This is a genomic window from Micromonospora sp. NBC_00860 (assembly GCF_045207375.1).
GTDB lineage: Bacteria > Actinomycetota > Actinomycetes > Mycobacteriales > Micromonosporaceae > Micromonospora > Micromonospora vinacea.
The window spans coordinates 281722-304829 of the sequence record NZ_CP108825.1 but is presented as its reverse complement, the minus strand read 5'-3'; the positions used below and the strand labels follow the sequence as shown (position 1 = coordinate 304829).

At 71.9% G+C, this 23108-nt stretch carries 21 protein-coding genes; 5 read left to right on the top strand and 16 right to left on the bottom strand.

Annotation, left to right across the window (positions count from 1 at the left end; genetic code table 11):
* Window positions 1–462 carry a MarR family winged helix-turn-helix transcriptional regulator gene (locus OH804_RS01485; RefSeq protein ID WP_406062261.1) on the top strand — a complete coding sequence of 154 codons (462 nt, stop codon included), beginning with the start codon at window positions 1–3 and terminating at the stop codon, window positions 460–462.
* 434 nt (window positions 463–896) lie between these two features.
* Here the strand turns inward: OH804_RS01485 and mctP are convergent, their stop codons facing one another.
* The 7 genes from mctP to OH804_RS01450 form a co-directional block, all read right to left on the bottom strand.
* Window positions 897–2546, bottom strand: coding sequence for a monocarboxylate uptake permease MctP (gene mctP / locus OH804_RS01480; protein ID WP_406062259.1), 1650 nt, complete (start codon window positions 2544–2546; stop codon window positions 897–899).
* Complete coding sequence (locus OH804_RS01475) at window positions 2546–2788, bottom strand: DUF3311 domain-containing protein (RefSeq protein ID WP_112582616.1); 243 nt, start codon at window positions 2786–2788, stop codon at window positions 2546–2548. The genes mctP and OH804_RS01475 overlap by 1 nt, the downstream gene beginning before the upstream one ends.
* A 153-nt stretch (window positions 2789–2941) precedes the next feature.
* Window positions 2942–4105 carry a bifunctional RNase H/acid phosphatase gene (locus OH804_RS01470; protein WP_406062257.1) on the bottom strand — a complete coding sequence of 388 codons (1164 nt, stop codon included), beginning with the start codon at window positions 4103–4105 and terminating at the stop codon, window positions 2942–2944.
* A 3-nt stretch (window positions 4106–4108) separates the two neighbouring features.
* On the bottom strand, window positions 4109–4846 hold the full coding sequence (locus OH804_RS01465; RefSeq protein ID WP_406062255.1) for a zinc ribbon domain-containing protein: 738 nt from the start codon (window positions 4844–4846) through the stop codon (window positions 4109–4111).
* Window positions 4836–5672: a Nif3-like dinuclear metal center hexameric protein gene (locus OH804_RS01460; RefSeq protein WP_372433022.1), complete on the bottom strand. Its 837-nt coding sequence runs from the start codon at window positions 5670–5672 to the stop codon at window positions 4836–4838. The genes OH804_RS01465 and OH804_RS01460 overlap by 11 nt, the downstream gene beginning before the upstream one ends.
* Before the next feature lie 118 nt (window positions 5673–5790).
* Window positions 5791–6363, bottom strand: a complete 573-nt coding sequence (locus OH804_RS01455; RefSeq protein ID WP_196919082.1) for a flavoprotein — start codon at window positions 6361–6363, stop codon at window positions 5791–5793.
* 16 nt (window positions 6364–6379) lie between these two features.
* Window positions 6380–7609, bottom strand: coding sequence for a helix-turn-helix domain-containing protein (locus tag OH804_RS01450; protein WP_196919084.1), 1230 nt, complete (start codon window positions 7607–7609; stop codon window positions 6380–6382).
* 248 nt (window positions 7610–7857) lie between these two features.
* Between OH804_RS01450 and OH804_RS01445 the strand changes: the two genes are divergently transcribed.
* Window positions 7858–8529, top strand: coding sequence for a bifunctional DNA primase/polymerase (locus OH804_RS01445; protein ID WP_196924577.1), 672 nt, complete (start codon window positions 7858–7860; stop codon window positions 8527–8529).
* Window positions 8530–8792: 263 nt separating this feature from the next.
* Here the strand turns inward: OH804_RS01445 and OH804_RS01440 are convergent, their stop codons facing one another.
* Genes OH804_RS01440 through OH804_RS01420 form a run of 5 tightly spaced genes read right to left on the bottom strand, consistent with a single transcriptional unit; the run spans window position 8793 to window position 15083 of the window.
* The gene (locus OH804_RS01440) at window positions 8793–9515 is read right to left on the bottom strand and encodes an FAD:protein FMN transferase (protein ID WP_406066384.1); all 723 of its coding nucleotides are present in this window, start codon (window positions 9513–9515) and stop codon (window positions 8793–8795) included.
* 49 nt (window positions 9516–9564) lie between these two features.
* Window positions 9565–10182, bottom strand: a complete 618-nt coding sequence (locus OH804_RS01435) for an FMN-binding protein (protein WP_406062252.1) — start codon at window positions 10180–10182, stop codon at window positions 9565–9567.
* Between the two features lie 13 nt (window positions 10183–10195).
* On the bottom strand, window positions 10196–11614 hold the full coding sequence (locus tag OH804_RS01430; RefSeq protein WP_196919092.1) for a ferric reductase-like transmembrane domain-containing protein: 1419 nt from the start codon (window positions 11612–11614) through the stop codon (window positions 10196–10198).
* Window positions 11611–12993, bottom strand: coding sequence for a DUF1501 domain-containing protein (locus OH804_RS01425; RefSeq protein WP_196919094.1), 1383 nt, complete (start codon window positions 12991–12993; stop codon window positions 11611–11613). Before OH804_RS01425 ends, OH804_RS01430 begins: the two co-directional genes overlap by 4 nt.
* Window positions 12994–13001: 8 nt before the next feature.
* Entirely contained in the window at window positions 13002–15083 is a 2082-nt protein-coding gene (locus OH804_RS01420; protein WP_406062249.1) for a DUF1800 family protein, read from the bottom strand.
* Window positions 15084–15515: 432 nt separating this feature from the next.
* On the opposite strand from OH804_RS01420, the gene OH804_RS01415 reads away from it, so the two are divergent.
* A complete protein-coding gene (locus OH804_RS01415; RefSeq protein ID WP_091409372.1) occupies window positions 15516–15773 on the top strand; it encodes a DUF3040 domain-containing protein in 258 nt (85 codons plus the stop codon).
* Window positions 15774–15777: 4 nt separating this feature from the next.
* Here OH804_RS01415 and OH804_RS01410 read toward each other — a convergent pair whose 3' ends face one another.
* Together OH804_RS01410 and OH804_RS01405 are read right to left on the bottom strand one after the other, a co-directional pair.
* Window positions 15778–16677 carry an SWIM zinc finger family protein gene (locus tag OH804_RS01410; RefSeq protein ID WP_406062247.1) on the bottom strand — a complete coding sequence of 300 codons (900 nt, stop codon included), beginning with the start codon at window positions 16675–16677 and terminating at the stop codon, window positions 15778–15780.
* Window positions 16678–16753: 76 nt separating this feature from the next.
* A complete protein-coding gene (locus OH804_RS01405) occupies window positions 16754–19990 on the bottom strand; it encodes an SNF2-related protein (RefSeq protein WP_406062245.1) in 3237 nt (1078 codons plus the stop codon).
* Window positions 19991–20175: 185 nt separating this feature from the next.
* Between OH804_RS01405 and OH804_RS01400 the strand changes: the two genes are divergently transcribed.
* Entirely contained in the window at window positions 20176–21048 is an 873-nt protein-coding gene (locus tag OH804_RS01400; protein WP_406062243.1) for a carbohydrate kinase family protein, read from the top strand.
* 28 nt (window positions 21049–21076) lie between these two features.
* Here the strand turns inward: OH804_RS01400 and OH804_RS01395 are convergent, their stop codons facing one another.
* Window positions 21077–21595: a DinB family protein gene (locus OH804_RS01395; RefSeq protein WP_406062241.1), complete on the bottom strand. Its 519-nt coding sequence runs from the start codon at window positions 21593–21595 to the stop codon at window positions 21077–21079.
* Window positions 21596–21678: 83 nt separating this feature from the next.
* Between OH804_RS01395 and OH804_RS01390 the strand changes: the two genes are divergently transcribed.
* The gene (locus tag OH804_RS01390; RefSeq protein ID WP_196919104.1) at window positions 21679–21885 is read left to right on the top strand and encodes a hypothetical protein; all 207 of its coding nucleotides are present in this window, start codon (window positions 21679–21681) and stop codon (window positions 21883–21885) included.
* Between the two features lie 10 nt (window positions 21886–21895).
* On the opposite strand, the gene OH804_RS01385 is transcribed toward OH804_RS01390, so the two are convergent.
* A complete protein-coding gene (locus tag OH804_RS01385) occupies window positions 21896–23038 on the bottom strand; it encodes a polysaccharide pyruvyl transferase family protein (protein ID WP_196919106.1) in 1143 nt (380 codons plus the stop codon).
* Window positions 23039–23108 lie beyond the last annotated feature (70 nt).

Genomic DNA, 23108 nt, shown 5'->3' with positions numbered 1-23108 from the left:
ATGAGCGACGACCATGACGAGAGCACCCTCGGCCGGATCGAGACCGAGGTGGCCCTGCTGATGCGCTTCGGCGAGGCCACCCGGCGGGCCACCGGCACCGCCGAGCACCGGGTGCTGGACCGCGCGGCGTACGTCATCCTGCGCCACCTGGCCGACGCCGGCCCGCAGAACGTCTCGGCGCTCGCCGCCCGGCTCAACCTGGACGGCTCGACGGTCACCCGGCAGGTGTCAGCGCTTCAGCGCGACGGCCTGATCACCCGCACCCCGGACCCGTCCGACGGCCGCGGCACTGTCATCTCCCCCACCCCGGCCGGCCTGCAACGGATGGCCGCCGTCCAGGCCGCCCGCACCCGGCTCTACGGCGACATGCTGGCCGACTGGAGTGGCGAGGACCGAGCCATGCTGGCAGCCCTCCTAGCCCGCTTAAACCAGGCCCTGATAAACCGCAACCGCCCCCGCTAACCCCACCCCACCCCGCCCCCCCGCCGCGCCCTACCCCAACCCGCCTCGTCGATCTTGCACTTGTGGTGGGGGACAAACAGCGTGAATCACCACCGGCCGGGCACCATAACTGCAAGATCGACGCGGGGGACGCGGGGCGCGAGGAGGCGAGGAGGCGAGGAGGCGAGGAGGCGAGGAGGCGAGGACAGCGCGGGACAGGTTGATGACTCGCAGGCATCATGATGCCTGTGAGTCATCACGCTGGTCGGGGCGTCCGCCCCACGACGACGACCGTGCGGGTTGGTGCGGCCAACTGCCGTCGATGGCTGTCGGATCAGTACGGCCGCCGGATCCCTCGCTCCGAAAGCGTCGCTTCGTAGAAGCTGAGCAGGCCCTCCACCTCTCGGACGCCCGGGCACCGACAGACGTCGGCACCCGGGCGTTCGTACCTGAGGTCAGGCGACCGGCTCGCGGGCCGAGTCGGCGTCGCGGTCGGTGCCCGGGGTGACCCGGGGGTCGCCCTCGTCGGCGAAGTAGTCGTCCGGCTCGGTGCCGTCGGCCCCTTCCTCGACCTTCGCGGCCCGCAAAGCGAGCGTCACCAGCGCCGCCACGGCCAGGTTGACCGCCACCGCGACGATGCCGACGTAGATCGTCCGGGTGGTGTCGAACCCGAACTCCGACAGCGGGAACGCCGAGCCGCCGAAGTGCTTCCGGGTCGGGCTGGCCACCTGGTAGAGCATCCACATGCCCAACCCCATGCCGGCCACCCAGCCGACGATCAGGCCGGTGCGGTGGAACCAACGGGTGTAGAGGCCCAGCGCCACCGCCGGCAGCGTCTGCAGGATGATCACGCCGCCGATCAGCTGGAGGTCGATGGAGAACTGCGGGTCGAGGAAGACGATGCAGGCCACCGCGCCGACCTTCACCACCAGTGAGGTGATCTTCGAGACGTTCGCCTCCTGGGCCGGGGAGGCATCCCGCTTCAGGTACTCCTTGTAGATGTTGCGGGTGAACAGGTTCGCCGCCGCGATCGACATGATCGCCGCGGGCACCAGCGCGCCGATGCCGATCGCCGCGTACGCGACACCGGCGAACCAGTCCGGGAACTGCTGGTCGAACAGCAGCGGGACGATGGTGTTGTTGTCCACCGAGCCGGCCGAGTTGCCGGGCAACGGCTTCACACCGGCCGCGATGGCCATGTAGCCGAGCAGCGCGATCAACCCGAGCAGCAGGCTGTACGCGGGCAGCGCCGACATGTTCCGCTTGATCACGTCGCGGTTCCTGCTGGCCAGCACACCGGTGATGCTGTGCGGGTAGAGGAACAGCGCCAACGCCGAGCCGAGGGCCAGCGTCACGTACTGAAGCTGGTTGTTGCCGTTGAGCAGGATGCCGTCGTTCGGGTTGGGTGAGGCGTCGAACTTCGCGTCGGCGGCGGCGAAGATGTCACCCCAGCCGCCCAGCTTGTACGGCAGGTAGACGACCGCCACCAGGATCACGATGTAGATCAGGCTGTCCTTGACGAACGCGATCAGCGCGGGCGCCCGCAACCCCGACTGGTACGTGTAGGCGGCCAGGATGGCGAACGCGATGATGATCGGCAGGTGTCGGGCCAGTGCGTTGTCGCCGGTGACGCCCATCGTCTTGAGCACCGCCTCGATGCCGACGAGCTGCAACGCGATGTACGGCATCGTGGCGACGATGCCGGTGATCGCGATCAGCAGCGCCAGCACCGGCGAGTCGAACCGGTTGCGGACGAAGTCGGCCGGCGTGACGAACCCGTGCCGGTGCGACACCGACCAGAGCCGCACCAGCACCAGGAAGACCAGCGGGTAGATGACGATGGTGTACGGCACGGCGAAGAACCCGGCCGCGCCGGCACCGAACATCAACGCCGGCACCGCCACGAAGGTGTAAGCGGTGTAGAGGTCACCGCCGACCAGGAACCAGGTGATCCAGCCGCCGAAGCTGCGCCCGCCCAGCCCCCACTCGTCCAGGTGCGCCATGTCCTTCGGTGCCCGCCACCGGGCGGCCACGAAGCCCATCACGCTGACCAGGAGGAACAGCACGGAGAAGACGATGATTTCGGTGAGATGGTCGCGCCACATCAGCGGCCTCCCCGCTTCTTCGTCATCTGGTAGACCAACGTGGTGGTGCCGACGCCGAGCAGGATGAAGGCCAGTTGCAGCCAGTAGAAGCGTGGGAAGCCGAAGACCCGGGGCGAGTCGCCATTGAAGAACGCCGGGATCAGCGGCACCACGATGGGGATGAAGAGCAACCAGTTCCAGGGGCTGTGGTCCTTCGCCCTGGACGGCGCCGTGGTGGGCGCCTCCGGTTCGGGTGCAGTCATCTGACACACCTCCGGGGAGTCGAGGCATTGGCTGTAACGGCCGGAGGCTACGACTCTGTGACGGCGGTCACTGTGCCCGCCTGGGAGGTGCTGCGCCCAACGGCCGACCGGGTGCGCCGAACGGCGCGCCCAACCAGCCGAAGGGTGAACGGCTCAGAGAGCGGAGAGGTGGGCGGTGTCGTTGACGGTGCGCACGGCCACGCCGCCGTCGGGCCACATGTCGAGCACCGAGATGCCGGCCGCGTCCAGGAAGAGCCGGTGCAGGAAGCCGTCACCGGCCGCGAGGGCGTCGCGCAGCACCAGCTTGATCGGCGAGACGTGCGAGACGACCACCACTGTCTCACCGGGGTACGCGGTGAGGAGCCCGGAGATGACGCGGTGCGCGCGTTCGGCGACGTGGGTGAACGACTCCCCGTCCGGCGGCGCGATCCGGGGTGAGGCGAGCCAGGCGTCCATCTCCCCCGGCCACTGCTGGCGCACCTCGGCGAAGGTGCGCCCCTCCCACTGGCCGAAGTCGCACTCGATCAGGTCGTCCTCGGTGCGGACCGGCACGTCACCGAGCGCCCCGGCGATCGACGCCGCGGTGGCCGTACACCGGGACAACGGTGAGCTGACCACGGCCGCGACGGACGGGGCCAGCTCGGCCACCCGGGCGCCGGTGGCGCGGGCCTGGGCCCGCCCGCGCTCGGAGAGCGGCACGTCGCCGCGCCCGGAGTAGCGCTTCTGCTCGGTGTACGGGGTCTCGCCGTGCCGGACCAGGATCAGCCGGGTGGCGGTGAAGGTCGGGCGTGGCTCCCAGGAGGCCGGCGCGGTGGCCGGGTCGCTGCCGGTCGCGGGTGTCCCCGCGGGCTGCTCGGTGCCTGCCGCCGCGGGACGGGCGGGGGCCGCGGTCGCCGGGGGACGACCCGCGGCGGCGTCCATGGCGGCGTTGGCGAGGGCGTCGGCGTGCCGGTTCTGCTCGCGGGGGATCCAGCTGAACCGGACCGCTGTGAACCGGCCTACCAGCGCGGCGGCCTGGGCGGCGAGGGGCCGCAGGCCGGGGTGCTTGATCTGCCACCGGCCGCACATCTGCTCGACCACCAGCTTGGAGTCCATCCGGACGTCCACCTCGGCGGCGCCGAGTTCGGCGGCGGCGGTCAGCCCGGCGATCAGGCCCTGGTACTCGGCGACGTTGTTGGTGGCCGTGCCGAGCGACTCGGATCGCTCGGCGAGCACCTCACCGGTCTCCGGGTCGCGGACCACCGCGCCGTAGCCGGCGGGGCCGGGATTGCCCCGGGACCCACCGTCGGCCTCGATGGAGACCACGCGTGGCGCCACGACCTACAGGCCCGACTCGTTGGTACGGACCATGATCCGTCGGCAGTCCTCGCAGCGGACCACGTCGTCGGGGGCTGCCTTGCGGATCCGGGCCAGGTCGGCGCCGGACAGGTCCAGGCGGCACCCGCCGCAGCGGCCCGCGGTGAGCAGCGCGGCACCCAACCCGGTGTCCTCGCGGATCTTGTCGTAGAGGTTGACCAGGTCGCTCGGGAGGTCGCCGGCGAGCGGCTGACGGGCCCCCCGCTTGAACTCCTCCTCCTTGGCGATCTCGGCCAGCGCTTCGTCGCGGCGCTGCTCGGTCGCGGCCCGCTTGTCCCGGGTCTCGGCCAGTCGCTGCTCCACGCCGTCCAGGACGCCCTGCGCGGTCTCCCGCTGCTCCATCAGCTCCAGCTCGGCGTCCTCAAGGTCGCCCTGGCGGCGCTTCAGCGAGACCAGCTCATGCTGGAGCGCCTCCAGCTCTCGGGCCGGGCCGGTGCCGGCGGCCAGCCGGTTCTCGTCCTTCTCCTTGCGGGCCCGGACCTGCTCGACGTCCTTCTCCAACCGGGCGATGTCCCGGTCCAGGTCGTCCACCGCCACCTGGGCGCGGACCCGCTCGTCCTCCATCGACGACAACTCCCGGGCCAGCGACTCCAGCTCGGCCCGCTCAGGCAGCGACCGCCGACGGTGGGCGAGCTGGGCGAGGTTGGTGTCGATCGCCTGGAGGTCGAGCAGGCGGCGCTGCACCTGAGGGTCAGCCTTCACGGTCGGGCTCCTTGTCGTCCACAACGGGTGCGGCGGCGTGCACGGTCCACGGGTCGGTGTCCAGGTCGGACACCAGCGTCTCGACGTCCAGCGCCTCCCGGAGGAAGGCGGCCAGGTCGTCCAGCCACGGTCGTTCGGTCGCCCAGTGGGCGGCGTCGATCAGGGCGGGACCATCGGCGGCGAGGTGCTCGCCGGCCGGGTGGTGCCGCAGGTCGGCGGTGAGGAACGCGTCCACCCCGGCGGCGGTCGCGGCGCCGAGGAAGCTGTCCCCCGACCCGCCGCTGACGGCGAGGGTACGAACCATACGCCCGGGATCCCCCGCCGCGCGAACTCCCCAGGACGTGACGGGGAGCACCGAGGCGGCGTGCCGGGTCAGTTCGGCGAGAGTCATCGGCTGGGGCAGCTCGCCGATCCGGCCGAAACCCCTGTCGTCGCCGTGGGCGGGCGAACCGGGCACGGGCCGCTGGAGCGGGCGGAGGTCGGTGAGCCCGAAGCGGGCGGCGAGGGCGTCGGAGACGCCCGGGGAGGCCACGTCGGCGTTGGTGTGTGCCGCGTAGAGCGCCACCCCGGCCCGGATCAACCGGTGGATGATCCGCCCCTTGAAGGTCGTCGCCGCAACCGACGACACCCCGCGCAGCAGCAGCGGATGATGCGCGACGATCATGTCCGCGTCGGCGGCGAGGGCTTCGTCGACGGTCTCGGGCACCACGTCGACCACGCAGAGCACCCGGCGGACCGGGGCGGCCGGCTCGCCGAGCACCAGGCCCACCCGGTCCCACTCTTCCGCCCAGACTGGCGGAAAGCGCCGTTCCAGCTCGGCCACCACGTCGCTGACAGTGGAAGCGGATCCGCTTGTGCTCACGGCGGGCCAGCTTACCGGCGTGGAGGCCACCGGGCGGTCACACCCGGCCCGGCCACGTCGCGCGGGAGGTCTGCCGGAGGCGCTACGCGGCGCTCCAGGAGACGGTCTGCAACGCCGCCAGCGGCATCGCCCAGGGGAAGGTGTGCGTGTGCTGTTCCCCCGTTCCGGGTGGATGCAGGGCGATCACATCGTCGCCGAAGAGCACAGTGACGCCCCACTCGGCCAGCCGGGCCACCCCGGCACGGAACGCCGGATGGCAGGCCATCGCCGCGTTCGTGTACGGCACCGCGACGATGGGGACGCCCTTGCCCTGGGCCTCGACCAACAACCCGAGCGCCAGGGTGTCGGTGATCCCGGCCGCCCACTTGTTGACGGTGTTGACGGTGGCCGGGCAGACGATCATGGCGTCGGCGGGCGGCAACACGTCCGGGTCACCGGGATTCTTGTAGTGCGTCCGCACCGGGTGGCCGGTCTGCCGGATCAGGGCCGGCTGGTCGATGAACTTCGCGCCGTCCGGCGTGGTGACCACGCAGACGTCCCAACCGTCCTGTTGGGCCAGGTCGACCAGACGACCGACGTGCCGGGCCAGCGGCGAACCGCAGGCGATGACGTAGAGCACCTCGCGGCGCCCGCTGTTGCGCGCTGCACCGGCCATCACACCGGCTCCGCGCTCATACCCCTACTCCCATGTGCTCAGCCAACTCCGCTACCGGAGAAGGCGGCGCACCACGTGTGCGACGGAGGATGTCGGACATCACCTCGTGCGCGATCGGCCGGCAGCGGATCTCCGACGGAGCGAGCCGATCACCGAGCAGCAGCATCTCGCCGGCGTTCGCCACGTCACCCAGCTGGGCGTACCCGCGGGCGATGTCGAGCAGGTGGTGGGCGCGACGCTCGGGCAGCAGCGCGTTGAACGAGGGCTCCGCGATGCGCAGCTGGTGCACCTCCACGGCCCGCCCCCCGTCGCCCAGCTCCACCGCGGCGGCGGCCCGGTGCAGTTCGACATTGGTCGGACCGAACGACGTCCAGTAGTGGTTGTGGTCACCGCCGAGCAGGGTGGCGGCCTCCTGCGCGCAGTTGATCAGGTCGTCGACGCTGGCCGAGTCGCCAATGCGGGACGCTGCCATCGCGCCCTGGAGCAGCAGCATCCCGTAGACGGAAAGCCGGGCCGGGGAGACCTCGTTGCTCCCACCCGGTGCCAGTCGGTTGGCGATCTGGACGTTCAGCTCCAGCGCGGGACGGGCCCGCCCCATCGCGACCAGGGCGTTGCACACCCGGGTGGTGGCGATCCCGGCCAGCAGCGGGTCGTCGGCCCGCTGGGCCACCGCCATGGACCGGTCGGCGGCCAACCAGGCGAGCTCGCACTCGCCGAGCTTGCGCAGCACCGAGGAGGCGATCTGGTAGACCTGCCCGAGCAGGTGGGCCGCCTCGGCGGCCCGGTCACCGCCGTAGGCGGCGTCGGCCGCCTGGGCGTCGCGCAGCAGCTTCGGCAGCGCCCGGGTGAGCATCCCGTAGCGGCCGTACTGGTAGGTGAGCCAGGCGTGGTTGACGGCCTTGCGCATGTCGTCCATCGGCGGCGGGTACGGCGCCGCGTCGAAATACGCGCTCATCGAGTCGTAGCGTTCCAGCGCCGCCCGGATCTCCTGCACCTCGACCTGGTCGATGCAGTTGAGGGCGTCGGCGCGCCGCTCCGGATCCTTGCCCATGAGCAGCTGCACATCCATCTGGAGGATGTCGGCGATCTCGTAGAGGACGGAGAACTTGTCCAACCGGCGGACGCCGCGTTCGACCTTGTCCACCCAGCTCTTGGACTTGCCCAGCCGGTCCGCGAAGACCTGCTGCGACATCTTGCGTCGCCCCCGCCAGTAGGCAACTCGCCGTCCTATGGGTAGCTCGTCCATCTCCCCATCCTCCCCTGCCACCGACGACCAATCGAGTCGGGGCGATGTCCGCGGGTGCGGCGACTTCTGTTCACTTTCAGGTTTTGCCTGGTCGCACAGGATGTACGTCAGCCGTACAGCTGGTCCTCGTACTTTTCGTGCAAGTTGCACGAGCCGTTCGTCAACCTCAACGATCGTGGGTTACGGCAGTGACGGTGCTCGACATGCGACCTGGCGAACGCCGGGCCCGACGAGAGGAGTTGGCACACATGTGGGGGAATGTCGGACCACGCGTCGCCGAACTGTCGCCGCTGGAACGCGTCCGGCTGCGCCGGGTCGCCATCCGGTACGCCGTACACGGCTGGGAGGTCACCCCGGGTGCCTGTCTGGCCCGCAGCCGCTTCGTCTGCGGCCGGGCCGGCTGTCCCACAGTGGGCTGCCACCCCGCCCTGGAGAACTGGGAGATGGCCGCCAGCGCCGACCCGGCCCGGGTGGCGACCTGGTGGCGGAGCCGACCGCACGGGGTGCTGCTGCCCACCGGCCGGGCCTTCGACGTGCTGGAGGTGCCCGCCCACCTCGGCCGGCACGTGCTCGACGCGGTCCAGATCCACCCGGCCGGCACCGGCGTACGCGGGCCGGTGCTTGTCACGCCCACCGGGAGGTGGATGTTCCTGGTCCGCCCCGGCGATCCGCTCCGACCGGAGTTGGAGCACTGCTTCCACGTGGTCCGGCACGGGCCGGGCTCGTGGATCCCCGCGCCGCCCACCCGGCTGCCGGAGGGCACGGTCCGCTGGGCGGTCGCCCCCGAGCAGGCGCGCTGGCAGCTGCCGGATTCCTACCTCGTACAGAACACGTTGATCGGGGCGCTGCGGGCCACCGGGGTGACGCTCGCCCCCGACCTGCTCCCCGGTCACCTGCCGCTGCCCCGGCGAGGCATGTGAAAGCGGCCGGATCGACGATTCGATCCGGTGCCCGACAGCGTCGCCGAGGCGCCGGTCCTCGTTGACAGGGGGACGGTGCGAACGCGCGCCACGAACGGGGGAACGATGTCCAGCAACGACAGAGCGCCTCACCCCGGCGGCACCGAGCCGCCCCGGCGCAGCCACCCAGGACGCCGGTGGGCCGGCACCCGACCGTCCGGCTCCCGCCCCGGCCGCCCACGCCCCACCGGCTCTCGCCCAGCCGGCACCCACCGCCCCCTCCGCTAGTCGGTCAGCGGGAGGGCGACTGAGTGGTACTGGCGGGCGTTGTCGGTTATCGCCGCGTGGGTGTGGTCGTCCAGGCGGTTCAGCCAGTTGAGGCCGGGGGTGCCCATGGCGAGGGCGGCGGTGGCGTACGCGTCGGCCACCCCGAGGTCGGTGCCGACCACGGTCACCGAGCGCAGCCCACTGGCCGGCGCGCCCCGGCGCGGGTCCAGCACGTGGCGTCCCCGCTCGTAGACGCCGGACGTGGCCACGGCCAGGTCGGTCCCGGTGAGCACCAGGCAGGCCGCCATCGCGTCCCACGGGTGCCGGATGCCGATGCGCCACGGCTCCCCGGACGGCGACAAACCCCGCACCCGTACGTCGCCGCCGGCGTTCACGCAGTGGTTGACGGCACCGGCGGCGACCAGGCGGTCCGAGGCGACCTGAGCGGCCCAGCCCTTGACGAAGCCGGACGGGTCGAGTCGACCGGTGGCGTACGCGTCGAAGAACCCGTCGGTGGCGCCCCACAGGTCGGCGCAGGTCTCCAGCACGTACCGCAGGTCCGCGGACGCCTCGGAGAGCAGCACCTCACCCCTGTCGAAGCGGCACACCTCGCTGTCCGGCTTGTAGGTGCTGAATCGCGCGTCCACCTCGTGCATCCAGGCGAAGACCTCGTCCGCCAACTGGCGCAGCGTCGCCGGTGGCAGGTCGTCGGCGAGGTCCAGGGTGATCGTCGTACCCATGATCTGTTCGACCCGGCACAGCCCGGGTCGGGTCAGCGTGGCCCGCACGTCAGAATGCCTGCTCGATGGCGGACCGCAGCGACTTCTTGTAGGCCTCGCTGGTAGCTGTGGCACCGGAGACGGTGTTCAGGTTGGCGTTCTGCTTCTGCACCACCTGGCCGCCGCCGCCGTCGTAGGAGCCGCGGACGTCGCCACTGTGGATGTCGGATTCACCTCCGCTGGGCAGCGACAGCGCGACGGCCTCGACGATCCGGTTGCCGGAGACCACGATCTGCACCTGCACGAACCCGTATTTCTCCCTGCCGTCAACCGCGTCGAAGCCGGTTCCGGTGACCCGGCGGGTGGTCGACTGGGGCGCCTTGGTGGTGGTCCGCGGAGCGCTGGGGGCCTTCGTCGTCTTGGTGCCCGACGGGCGGGCGGTGGTTTTGCCGGGCTTGGGCGACGTGGACGGCTTGGCGCTTCCCGATGAGGTCGGCGTGCCGCCCGCCGGGTCGGTGCCCTGCGCACCCGCTGCGGCGCCGGGGTCGGTGCCCGGTCCGGAGGGGTTGACCGGCTGGGCGGTCGGCAGGTTCTGGGCGACCTGGCTGGTGCTCGGCGAGCCCTTGAACACCACAAGCGCGGTGGTGCTGGCGGCCAGGCCGGTGATCGCGAGGAGCGCGCGACGCATGGGGATGCCCTTCCTACAGCTCGAACGTGGCCAGGTGGATCTGCCGTCGGGGCACGCCGGCCCGCCGCAGCGCCCGCACCGACTGTTCCACCAAACCGGGTGGCCCGCACAGGTAGACGTCGCGCCGCGCCACGTCGGGCACCAGTTGCCGCAACCCGTCCGGGCTCATCAGTTGGCGGGGGCCGGGGTCGTCGCGGGAGCCGATGACGTACCAGACGGAGGTGTCGCGTTCCTGGGCCAGCCAGTCCAACTCGCGGCTGAGCAGCACGTCGGCCGGTGTCCGGGCCCGGTAGATCAGCGCCGCGCCCGGCGGCAACTCCTCCAGCATGGCCCGGATCGGCGTGATGCCGCTGCCGCCGGCGATCAGCAGCGCCCGCTCGCGGAGCCGGTGCGCGGCGGTGAAGGTGCCCGACGGGCCTTCGGCCCAGACCCGGGTGCCCGGTTCCAGGTCGCGCAGGTCGGCGGTGTGGGTGCCGACCACCTTGACGGTGACCCGCAGCCAGCGGCCGTTGGCCGCGGCGGAGACGGAGAACGGGTGCGACTGCCACCAGCAGCCCCGGGTGAGGAACCGCCAGCGGAAGTGTTGGCCGCCGAGCATCGCCAGCCGGCCGAGCCGCTCCCCGGTGAGGTAGATGGAGATGGTGTCGGGGCTCTCGGCGACCACGTCGGCGACCCGCAGCTTGTAGCGCAGGTTGAACACCAACGGCGCGATCACACGACCCCAGAGCAGGGCGGCGACCACCAGCAGGTACAGCGCGATCCAGCCGGTTCGCACCGGGCCGGGCCGGTACAGCTGCGCGCCGTGGGTGAACTGGTGGCCGAAGCCGAGCAGTAGGACCAGGTAGCTGGACAGGTGCAGCAGGTGCCACATCTCGTACGGCAACGCCCGCCGGATCGCCCGGATGCTGCTGAACCCGACAAGCATCATGATGCCGGTGGCGACGAACGCCGAGACCATGTCCTCGTAGTCGCCGAGCAACGTGCCGACCTCGGCGAGGACCGACTGCTTACGCAGGTCGGCGTAGCCGACGAGGATCAGCGACATGTGCGCCAGCACGGTGACCAGCAGGGTGGCACCGATGTCCCGGTGCCAGCGGGCCGTCTGCTCGCCGCCGATCCACCGTTCCAGCACCGGCAGTCGGCTCATCATCAGCACCTGCACCAGCAGCAGGTAGCCGGCGACCAGGCCGGTGATCCGGCCGGCCGCGGTGACGGTGGCCGCTGTGGTCCGCAGCGATCCGGCGGGGGTGCCCAGCCACCAGGGCAGCACGCTGGCGAGCAGGCCGACCAGGAGCAGCACGCCCAGCAGCCGTCGGCCGCCGGGCCCGCGCCGGTCCGGGATCTGCGGGGGTACGGGCGCAGCCGACCGGCCGCCGTGCCGGGACGAGGTCCCGGTACGACGGCCGGCGGCGTGGGTGTGCGAATACGTCACGCGTACAGCTTCATCGGGGCGTACTTCTGGCGGGGGAAGACCTTGTCGACCTCCGCGTTGGTGAGCCCGAAGCGGCCCTGCGCCACCGCGCCGTAGACGTTGAACATGTTGTTGTACTCCGGCACGTCACCGGAGTCCAGCTTGTCCAGGCCGTTCCAGGTGCCGAGCAGCGAACCGGCCAGCTTCTTGCCGGAGAGCACCGTGACAACGCCGCCGTGCCCGTGGTCGGTGCCGCCGGTGTTGGAGCCGACCCGACGGCCGAACTCGCTGGACACCATGATCGTCACGTCGGCGGCCTTCGGGCCGAGGTCGGTGAAGAAGGCGGCCATCGCGCTGGCCAGCTCGTTCAGCCGGCGGTACAGCTGGCCGCCCTCGCGGGTGCCCTGGTTCTCGTGGGTGTCGTAGCCGCCCATGCCGACAGTGGCGACCCGCACGTTGGCGCCGCCCTTGATCAACTGGGCGAGTTGCTGGAAGGCGTTGCCGACGCCCTCGTACTTGACGCCCTCGGCGGGCTGGTACGGCTTCGCGGCGAGCTTCTGGGCGGTGGCCAGCGCGCCCATGCCCTCCTGCACGGCCTCCTCGACCGGGTGGTTGATCCCGGTGAAGAGCCCCTTGATGGCCTTCTCGGTGGCGGCGCGGAACCGCTCGTCACCGTTGAGGCGCAGGGAGCCGACGCTGTTCAGCGAGAGTGCGCCGTTGTTGCCGACCAGCGAGCGGGGCAGCGTGCTGCCGACGCCGACGCTGCGGAACGCGGTGCCCTTGCCCAGGTTGTCGACCAGACCGTCGAGCCAACCCCGGCCGCCGGTCTCGTTGGGCAGGCCGCCCAGGTTGCAGGCGTCCGCGGCCTGGAAGTGGCTGCGGGACAGCCGCTCGTCGGAGACCGCCGGGATGAAGCCCAGCTGCCCGGCCGAGAGCCACTTCTCCAGCGGCTTGAACGCGCTGGTCATCTTGAAGCCGCGGCCCAGGGCCAGCGAGTCGTTGCCGAGCAGCAGGTCGGGGCGGGCCTTGTTGAGCGTCGGGTCGTTGTCCGGCGCGACAAGGCTCAGCCCGTCCAGCCCGCCGTAGAGGAAGACGTGGATCAGGGTGCCGGTCTTGGTCGCCGCGAACGACGCCGAGGTGGTGACGAACTGGGCGGTGGCCAGCGCGGTGGCGGTGGCCGCGGCACCGGCGACGAAGGTCCGCCGGGTCACGCCCCGCCCGTCCTGCTGGGCTTCCTCCAGGTTCTCCAGGGTGCGGTACCTGTCGAACTCGGCGGCGTTCTCGGCGGCGACGATGTCCGCCTCGGCGCGCAGCAACGCCTCAGCCGGGTTGTCGGCCAGCCGTCGCACGTCGGGGCATTCGGGGTGCAGGGGGAAAGAGTTGTACACAGTCTTCTCCATCGGGTGCCTCACCGGAGGTGGTGCTGGGGGGAAGCGAGGATCGCCCGCGCGACGGCGGTGATGGCCCCGTTGAACGTGGCGTCGACCTTGGCGGTCGCCGCCACACCGGCCACGCCGAGGATGAGGTTCTTCTCCCGCGTGCTCAACTTCTGGCCCACCAGCCGCTGGGAGAGCGCGTCCACGTACGCCCCGGCCGTCGCCGGCGGCTTGGCGACCAGCTTCTCCGGCGCCGTGTACGTGAAGGTGGTGCGGTAGCCGGCGAGGATCTCGCCCGCCTCGTTCCAGCCGTTGACCATGGCACCGGCCGAGGTCCAGGCGACGTAGACGTCCGGGTAGCCGTCCGGAGTGGGCTGGCCCATCGGGTACTGGCCCAGCTCGCGCATCTTGTCGTGGATCTGGCGCAGCCCCCGGGCGTACGCGGTGCGCTTGCTGTCGCCGTTGTTGTGCTTCGGCGACGCCTCCGGCGAGACGCCGAGGGCGCGGTACGTGGCGACCAGGTACTCCATCGGCCGACGCACCTTCTGGCCCACACCGGCCCAGAACTCCGAGGAGCAGAACAGCGTCATCAGGACCGGCTTGATCATGCCCTTGTTGGTGGTGTACGTCTTGGCCAGCCGGTCCACGAGGGACTTCGGCGGGGTGTCCGAGACGAACCGGGTGGCGAGACTCTGCGCCACGTACTTCGCTGTCGACGGGTGCGTCGCGATGTAGGTGATGTACGCGTCGATCGCCGCTTCGGCCTTCTTCGGGTCGGCCGAGTTGTTCGCGTGGGTGAAGCCGAGGATCTTCACCTTGCCGACGTAGTGCTGCTCGGGGCGGAAGACGTACTTACCCTTGTCGTCCACACCGCGGCCGGTCTGCAACATGGCGGCCTGCCGGACGTCCGGCTCCTTGTAACCGCCGTCGACGCCGACCGAGTAGAGCTCGAGGTTCTCCCGGGCGAGATTCTCGTTGATCGCGTCCTTGCGGGAGTCCTTCTGGTTCAGGTAGATCAGCAGCGCCGGGTGCTTGTTCGCGGCGATCAGCATCTCCGGGTAGCTGCCCAGCGCGTGCTTGCGCACGACGTCCTGGTCGAACGAGTTGCGGTACACCTCGCCGCCGTCGAAGTCCGCCGCGACGTGCAGGAAGTCGTTCCAGAAGTCGACCATCACCTCGAACAGCTGGCGCTTGGACCAGATCTGCCGGGCGATGGTCGCGTCGACCATCTCCCGCTCCGGGTTGGCGCCCTGCTCGTTGAGGTTGTCCCGCTGGTCGCGCAGCTGCTGCACGGAGAGCTTCTGGGTCGGCAGCTCGGCGAGCTTCAGCTCACCCTTGCTCGGCTCCAACTTGTCCGGGTCCAGCTGGGCGCGGATCCAGGCGTCCATGCCCTCGCGCTTGATGTCGGCGACCACCCCGGGCGTCACGCCGAAGGTGGCGCGCCGGGCCAGGTGCAGAATCGGGTCCTTGGACAGCACCGTCTTCACTGTCACCTTGGTCGCCGCCGCGGCGGCGGCGGGGCCGGAGAAGGTCCGCCCACCGACGGGCGCGTTCTTCTTCAGCGCCTCACCGGCCCGGGAGCCCATGTAGCTCTCGTTCTGCTCGGTGTAGGTACGCACAGTGCTGGGCTGCTGGCCGCTGGGCCGCGCCGCGGTGCCATCGGTCACCGTGCTGCCGGTCGCGTCGCCAGCCGCCGCCTCGTCGCCGAAGAGGCCACGGATCTGCGGGGTCATGGCGAGCGCCGCGCCACCGGCGACGACGGCGGCGGTACCGCCGAGGGCCACCATCGCCTTACGTCGGCCGACCTTGCGGCCCGACTCGTCGTCATCGTCGAGGGTGGGCAGTCCGGTGCCGGCCGGTCGCGCCGGGGCCGGGCGGCCAAGGCCCTCCGGGCCGACCCACTGCGGACCGCGCGGGGCGGGCGCGGGCTGCCCGGCGTACTGCTCACGCGGGTCGGCCTGCGCGGCGTAGCCGGCCTGGTAGGGGTTGGGCGAGTCGTAGCCGTAGGGCGCGGGCGGGTGGGGGTCGCCGTAGCCGTCAGCGCTGGGGTGCTGATGTCCGTCCCAACCGCGGTCGTCCCGCGGTCGACGTGGTGGCACATTCTGGTCGGCCATGTACCAATCCCGATTTCTGATGAGCGCCGAAAGCTGCTACCGGGCAGGTGCGGCAGGTGCGGCGACTGTTGCCTGAGGGGGGTTGCTACGGCAAGGTAACCAAGGCCCCAGGGCCCTTCAAGGTGGCCGGAACCCACTCGTGAGGGCACTTAAGACAGCGCTCAGTGCGACAGCGGCGGAGCGCGGTGGGGCGTACCGGTTCGCAGACCTTCCCAGCAGGGCGTACGTGCGGCAGCCGTGCACGGACCGGACCACACCGCCGTACCCGACACTTTCGGCACCGTTCACCACCACAGGCAAACTTAAGGTTCAGGTAAGCCGGACGTGAAGCGCGCTCGCGTGGAGGAAAAGTAGCAACAGCGGGTGAGCGTGAGCCGCCACCGCAGCGGGTATGCCGCCGAACCGCTGAACGCGTGAGGGGAAGGCAGCGCCATGCTCAGCAAAGAGGATCAGCGCAGATTCGACCAGATCACCCGTCAGCTCCGGGAAAGTGACCCGGCCTTCTTCAACCGGCTGGACCATCGGGCCCGGGCCCGCAGGGGCCGCTATCTGATGTTGTTGACCATCGTGCTGTGGGCGTCGCTGCCGGCGATAGCCGTGTTCGCCGGTCGACTGACCGGCGCGATCTGCGCGGTGGTGCTGGTGGCCAACGCGGCGATCATGTGGCGGTTCCGCCGCCGGTGGACGTGACGGCTCACCGGTCGGCCGGGCCGAACGCCCGGTACGCGCGTCGCAACCGTTCGAGCAGTCCCGGCCCACCGATGGCCGGGGCCGGGGCGCCGAGCTGGCGCAGCAGCAGGTCGGTGCCGGTCACCAGTCGGGGCGGCCGATCCGGCAGCGGCACCGGCGCCGACCAGAAGCGATCCGCCGTCTCCGCCAGCGGCGTCGCCGACAGCCCGGCAAGCGCGCGGGCGGCGCCGACCGGCGCCGGGGACTCCACTGTCGACACGACACCGTCCGGTTCGGACGGTGGGTCGGCTGGCAGGGCGGCACCGGTGGTCGCGGCCCGCCGGGCGCGGAGTGCGTCGAGCAACTCCGCGCGGGACCGGCCGCGCCAGTGCAGCAGCTCGAACGGGTCGGCGTCGAACGCCTCGGCCAACAGGTAGAACGTCGCCGCGAGGTGCTTGCACGGCACCGCGAAGTCGGGGCAGTTGCAGCGCTGGGTCAACTCGTCCACGGCGGTCGGGAAGAGCGGCGCGCCGGCGGCGGCGAACAGCTCCTCCAACTCGTCGGGGAGGTCCCCGGCGAGCAGCCGGGCGCTGAAGAACGCCTGCCCGGCCAGCTCATCCTCGATTCGGGACCAGAGCGCCGCCGGGAACGGCTTCAGCGCGATCGACACCTGGTACGGCTGCGGCCGGGAACCCTGCACCACCGCGCTGACCCGCCCGGGTCCGATGTCGAGGGTGAGCACCTGACCGGCCCTCGCGTACGACCGGCCCCGGGTCAGCCGGGTGCCGAGCGCGAACGACTCCAACACCTCCAGGAAACGCCGCGACCACCAGGACCGGCCAATCGCGCCCCGGGCGCTGCGCGCCCGCAGGCCCCCGTCGACCCGACGCGGACGTCCGTAGTCGGCGAACCGGTCCGTGCTCACGCCAGCGCTCCGCTGCGCTCCGCGCCGACGTGCGACAGAACGCTGCTGTGCCTGATGGTTCGCTCGCTCCGCTCGCTCACTCCACCACCGCGCCGGCTTCCAGGGCGAACAGGTCCCGCAGCTGTCCGGTGGACAGCTCGGTGATCCACTGTTCGCCGGTGCCGACCACCCGCTCGGCGAGGCTGCGCTTGTCGGCGATCAGCGCGGCCACCTTCTCCTCGACCGTGCCGGCGCAGACGAACTTGCGGACCTGCACACGTCGGCGCTGCCCGATCCGGAACGCCCGGTCGGTGGCCTGGTCCTCGACCGCCGGGTTCCACCACCGGTCCACGTGCACGACGTGGTTCGCGGCGGTCAGGGTCAACCCGGTGCCGCCGGCCTTGAGTGACAGGACGAACAGCGGCGGACCCTCCGCCGACTGGAAACGCTGCACCAGGGCGTCCCGCTCGGCCTTGCCGAGACCACCGTGCAGGAACAGCACCTCCCGGCCGAACCGCGCCGACAGGTGACCGCGCAACATCGCACCGAACTCGGCGTACTGGGTGAAGAGCAGCGCCCGCTCCCCCGCCGCCAACACCTCCTCCAGGATCTCGGTGAGCCGGGCCAGCTTTCCGGAGCGGCCCTCCAGCGGCGAGCCGTCGCGCAGCAGCTGGGCGGGGTGGTTGCAGACCTGCTTGAGCCGGGTCATGGTGGCCAGCACCAGGCCGCGACGCTCGATGCCGTCGCTGGTCTCGATCCGGGCGAGCATGTCGTCGACCACCACCCGGTACAGCGCGGCCTGCTCGGCGGTGAGGTTGCAGAGCACCTCCATCTCCAGCTTCTCCGGCAGGTCCGAGATGATCGACGAGTCGGTCTTGAGCCGGCGCAACACGAACGGGCCGGTGATCCGGCGTAGCCGCTCCGCGGCCTCGGCGTCGCCGTGCCGCTCGATCGGCTCGGCGAACCGCTTGCGGAACGTCGCGGCCGGCCCGAGCAGTCCCGGGTTGGCGAACTGCATGATCGACCAGAGGTCGGCGAGGCGGTTCTCCACCGGCGTACCGGTCACCGCCACCCGTTGCCGGGCGGGCAGCGCGCGAACCGCCTCGGCCTGCCGGGTCGACGCGTTCTTGATCGCCTGCGCCTCGTCCACCACCACCCGGTGCCAGTCGATGCCGGCCAGGTCGGCGGCGTCGCGGGCAGCCACCGAGTAGGTGGTGAGGACCAGGTCCGCGCCGTGCGCGGCCGCTGTGAACTCCGCCCCCCGCGCCCGCTCGGCACCATGGTGTACGTGCACCCGCAGCCCCGGGGTGAACCGCGCCGCCTCCCGCTGCCAGTTGCCGACCAGCGACATCGGACAGACCAGCAGGGTCGGCCCGGCCTCCGGCGGGTCCCCGGCGAGCAGCGCGAGCAGTTGCACAGTCTTGCCCAGCCCCATGTCGTCGGCGAGCACACCACCCAGGCCGAGCGAGCGCAGGAAGGCCAGCCAGGCCAGCCCGCGCTGCTGGTACGGCCGCAGCGTTCCCTGAAAGCCCGGCGGCGGGTCCAGCGGGGTGAGTCGCCGCTCGACCGCGCCGGCGAGCAGGTCGCCCAGCGCCCCGTCGGCTGTCACCTCCAGCACCGGCAGCGCGCCGGTGGCGTCGCCGTCGGCCAGCCCGAGCCGGAGCAGGTCGGCGACTGTCAACTCGCCCGCGGAGCGGAGCAGGCGGAGGCCTGCGGCGAGCCGCCCGGGGTCCAGCTCCACCCACCGGCCGCGCAGCCGTACCAGCGGGGTCTTCATCTCGGCCAGCGTTGCCAACTCCTCGGCGGAGAGCGGCTGGTCCCCGAGCGCGATCTCCCAGCGGTAGTCGACCAGGGCGTCCAGACCGACCCCGGCGTCGGTGCCACCCACGGTGCCCGGCGCGGTACGGCTGCGCGCCTTCAGTCGAGCACCTAGGCGCGCCGACGGACGCTGCCACCACGACGGCAGCAGCACCCCGAAACCGGCAGCGTGCAGCACCGGGGCGCCCGCGCTGAGGAACCGGTGCGCCCCCTCGACGTCCAGTTCCATCGCCTCCGGGGCGGCGGTCCGCAGCGCGGCGTCCAGGTCCGGCCAGAGCCGGCTGGCCCGGCCCAGCTCGGCGAGGAGCGTCTCCTGCGGGCTGGCGGTCCGGCCGGCCAGGCCGCCGAGCAAATGCGGCGCCCGCCAGATCTCCGCGGCGTCGACGTGCAGGCCGGGCTCGTCCGCGGCCTGCAACCCGAACTCCAGCCGCCAGCGCCCACCACCGGGCGAATCGACCGGCACCGGCACGTTCTCGGCGGGCACCGGCACCGGCACGCTGTCGGCGGGCACCGCCCGGGTGGCCAGGATCGGTTCGGTGACCTCGTCGGGGGCCGGTTCCACCAGGCGGAAACTGGCCCGCACCGGGCCACCGGCGGCGTCGCGCTGCCACGCGTCCAGTTCGGCGGCGAGGGCGGTCAACCCGGCCGGGTCGATGGTGAAGTCCCGCTGCGGGCCGGCGAGCGCGGCCAACCAGGCCGGTGCCGGGCCGCCCGGGCGCAGCCCTCGGGCCAGCGTGGTGGTCGCCAGCGCAGCCCGCGCGGCGGCGTCGGTCAGCGCGTCGAGCGCATCCGCGACCAGCGCGGCGGCGGTCAACTCGGTAGCGGGCGGCAGGACGGCGGCTCGGGCGGCGGGTGGCAGGGCCAGCGCCAGCGACCGCGCCCAGGCGGCGTCGGTGCCGGTCAGCAGCGGACGCCACACCGCCTGCGCGGGCACCTGCTCGGCAGCACCCGACGCCGCCGTGACGCCGGCGCCGGCCGTCTGGCGGCCTGCCGTCTGGTCGCCCGACATCGCGGCCCCGCCGGGCGGCTGGTCACCCGTCGTCGTGCGCACGCCGGGGAGGACGCGGCCACGGGTCACCAGGTCGGCGGCGAAGTCGGCCAGCTCGGCGAGGTGCCGCAGGGTGGCACCGGGCACCGCCGGGATGTCGTCCAGGGCTTGTAGCAGCGACAGGGCGTCGTCCGGGGCGTACACCAGGATGGGGACCCGCCACCCGGCCACTGTGAGCCGGCCGCGGGCCGCGGGTGCGACGGTGGCCCGGATCAGCTCGGGTGAGTCGGTCGGCGCGCCCGCCAGGGTGGGCAGGGTGAGCAGCGCGGTGTCCGGCCGGGTCGGCTCGGCGGTGTCGGCGAGGGCGGCGGCGAGGTCGGTGTGCCCGGCGGCGAAGGGGTGCTGGCGTTCCCGGGCCGGTCGGCCCGAACGCGCAGCGGGAATCGGTGCGGTGCTGTCCTCGGCCCAGACGGCGAGGCCGCCGGTCGAGCTGTCGCCGGGCAACCACAGCCCGTGGATGACCAGCACCTGCTCCCCCTAGTCGCCGCCCGCCCCCAGGATAGGCGGCCCCGCTGACCGGACCGACGCCCCCCACCTGCGCGATCTTGCCGTTCGTGTTGGCGTTCTGCGAACGATGCGCCTTTTGTCGCAACAGAAACCGCAAGATCGCGGGGCGCTGGAGGTGCGAGCGGCAACGGGCTAGCGTCGGCTTCGTGATCGATCTGCTGGTTCTTGGCGGGCTCGGGGTGGACGTGCGGGTACGGGTGCCCGCGCTGCCGCTGCCGGCTGCCGATTCCCACACCGTCGAGCCGATCGAGCTGCGGATCGGCAACACCGGGGCCGGGGTGGCGTTGGCCGCCCGGGCGCTCGGCCTGCGCGTACTGGTTGTCGACACCCTCGGTGCGGACCCGGCCGGTGAGCTGGTCCGGGCGGCGTTGACCCGGGCCGAGGTGCCGGCGCTGCTGGCCGAGCACCGGGGCGGCACCCGCCGATCGGTGAACCTGGTGGAACCGGGCGGGCGGCGCACGTCGTTGTACGACCCGCGCCCATGGCAGGGCGTTCCACCGTTTCCCGCCACCGAGCTGGCCGCGCTGGTCCGCGACGCCCGGCACGTACACCTTTCGATCATGGATTGGGTGGTGCCGTTGCTGCCCGCCGTGCGGGCCGCCGCTCCGGCGGGCGTGGCCCTCTCCACCGACCTGCACGACTGGGACGGCGAGAACACCTACCATCGGCCGTTCGCCGAGGTCGCCGACCTGGTGCTGCTGAGCACGGTGCGGTTGGGCGACCGGGCCGCGTCGCTCGCCGGCACGCTGGCGCCCCGGACGGTGGTGGTGACCCGCGGCGCGGACGGCGCCGAACTGTACCCGGGCGACGGAACGGCGGTGCCCGTGCCGCCCGCCGCCGCGGAAAAGCCGGTGGTGGACAGCAACGGGGCCGGCGACGCCTTCGCGGCCGGCCTGATCGCCGCCCGGTTGCGCGGCGAGCCACTGCCGCGTGCCGCCCGGTACGCGGCGCGGGTTGCCGCTGCGGCCTGCACGCATGACGGGATGGAATACCCGCCGGGCCTGTTGCCCACCGGTTGACCGCCGACGGCCTGCGCCGACCCCGGGTTCAGAGCGCGCCGCACTCGCCGTCGGTCAGCTCGCGCAGGATGTCGGCGTGGCCCGCGTGCCGGGCCGTCTCCTCGATCATGTGCACCAGGATCCAGCGCACCGACACCTCACCGAGCTGCGGGTGCGGCACCACGTGGTCGAGGTCGACGCTCGCGGCGACCTCCCGGGAACGGGCGCAGGCCCGCTCGTACGCCTCGGTGAGCCCGACGATGGTCTCCTGCTCGTCGAGCGTGAAGCTGGCGACGGCGTCCTCCTCCGAGGTCAGGTAGACGTCGCCGGGCTCGGGGGCCAGCAGGGTCGGGAACCAGTTCCGCTCGACCACTGTCAGGTGCTTGACCAGCCCGACGAGCGTGGTCGCCGAGGGCACCAGCCGGCGGCGGGCGTCGGCGTCGGAGAGACCGCGCAGTTTGCGCAGCAGCACGGCCCGGTGGAAGTCGAGGAACGAGGTCAGGACGGCGCGCTCGTCGCCGGTGCGGGCGAGCACCGGACCGAGCGTGGGATCGATCGTCTGCTCCATCCACCGACCCTAGTCACGGGCCGGGATCCCCCGCTGCCCCGCTATCCGCTGCGGGCAGGCGTCACGCCGGGCAGGATGGGCGCATGGCTTCATCCGTGCAGATCCTTCTCGTCGGCGGCACGGCGGACGGCGAGACCATCACCGTCGAACTGGACAGCAACGGCCGTCCGCCGCTGACCCACCACCACCTCGGCTCCGGTGGGCTGGCCGACGCGCAGATCTACGAGTTGGAGACCGCCCGCGAGGAGGCCCGCGAGTGGCGCTACCGGTGGACCGGCCCGGCGGTGTGACCCGCCCCGCTCAGACCCGGGTGAAGGACTGGCTGCGCAGGCTCTCCAACACGCCGCGGGTGACCTCCGAGGTGCCCCGCGCCTGATCGCACACCTCAGCCACCCGCCGTGCGGTGGCCTCGGCGCGTTGCTCCCGCTCGTCCCACAGTCGGTCGACCTCGGCCAGCAGCGGCCCCTCGACCTCGCGTTCCACGCCGCGTAGCGCCGGCACACCGAGCCGTTGGGCAAGGTCGAAGACCTTGCCGGCGTACGGCAGGGGCAGGAACGGCGTACCGACCATCGCCGCGAAGATCAGGAAGTGCAGGCGCATGCCGACGGCCAGGTCGAAGTGGCGCATCAACCCCAGCACCTGCTGCGGAGAGTAGGTGCCGTGCAGGATTCGACCCCGCTCGGCGGCGACCATGTGCGACAGCACCCCGTGGGCATGTCGAATGTCGTCGCGCTCCATCGGCACGAACAGCACGTACGCGTCGATCCGGTGCACCAGGAAGTCACCGATCTGGGCCAGCAGCCGGTGGTAACCGTCCACGTCGAGGCGTTCGGCGGCGCGGCCCGGCTCCCGCACGCTGATCCCGACCAACCGCTTGCCGACCGGCACACCCTCCTCGGCCAGCAGGTGGGCCGGGAACTCCTCGGGTTGCAGGAGGAACGCCGGGTCCGCGGTGACGGTGATGGGGTTCAGCAGGCCGGCCTCCTCCAGCACCATCCGGGACTCCTGGTCCCGGACGGTCACCTGGATCGCGCTGGAGAGCGTCTCCCGGACCATGCCGGTGTCCACCCCGTCGCTGAGCGGCCCGACCCCCACCGCGTACGTGATCAGGGGCAGGCCCCGCTCCTGGGCGACCCGGACCACCCGCAGGTAGCGGCGGGCCTCCCGGTCGTAGAGGATGCCACCGCCGCCCAGGATGAGCAGGTCGAGCTGGGCCAGGACCAGGGCCGAGTCGGTACGGCTCACGCCCTCCCAGGGCACCGCTTCGACATCCGGGTGGGCGGCTCGGGTGTGCTCCGGGTTCCGGGAGAAGACGATGATCCGGGCGTTCGGTTCCTGTGTACGCAGATCGGTGAGCAGGCCGGTGAGGATCGCCTCGTCGCCGAGGTTTCGCCCACCGTACGAGCCCAGCACACCGATGGTCAGTCCGGCGCCGTGCGTCATCCGTCGCTCCTCCCCAGGTGCGGTCCGCGCCGGTTTCCCGCTGGGCAGGTGAACAGTCCTGCCGAAGGGA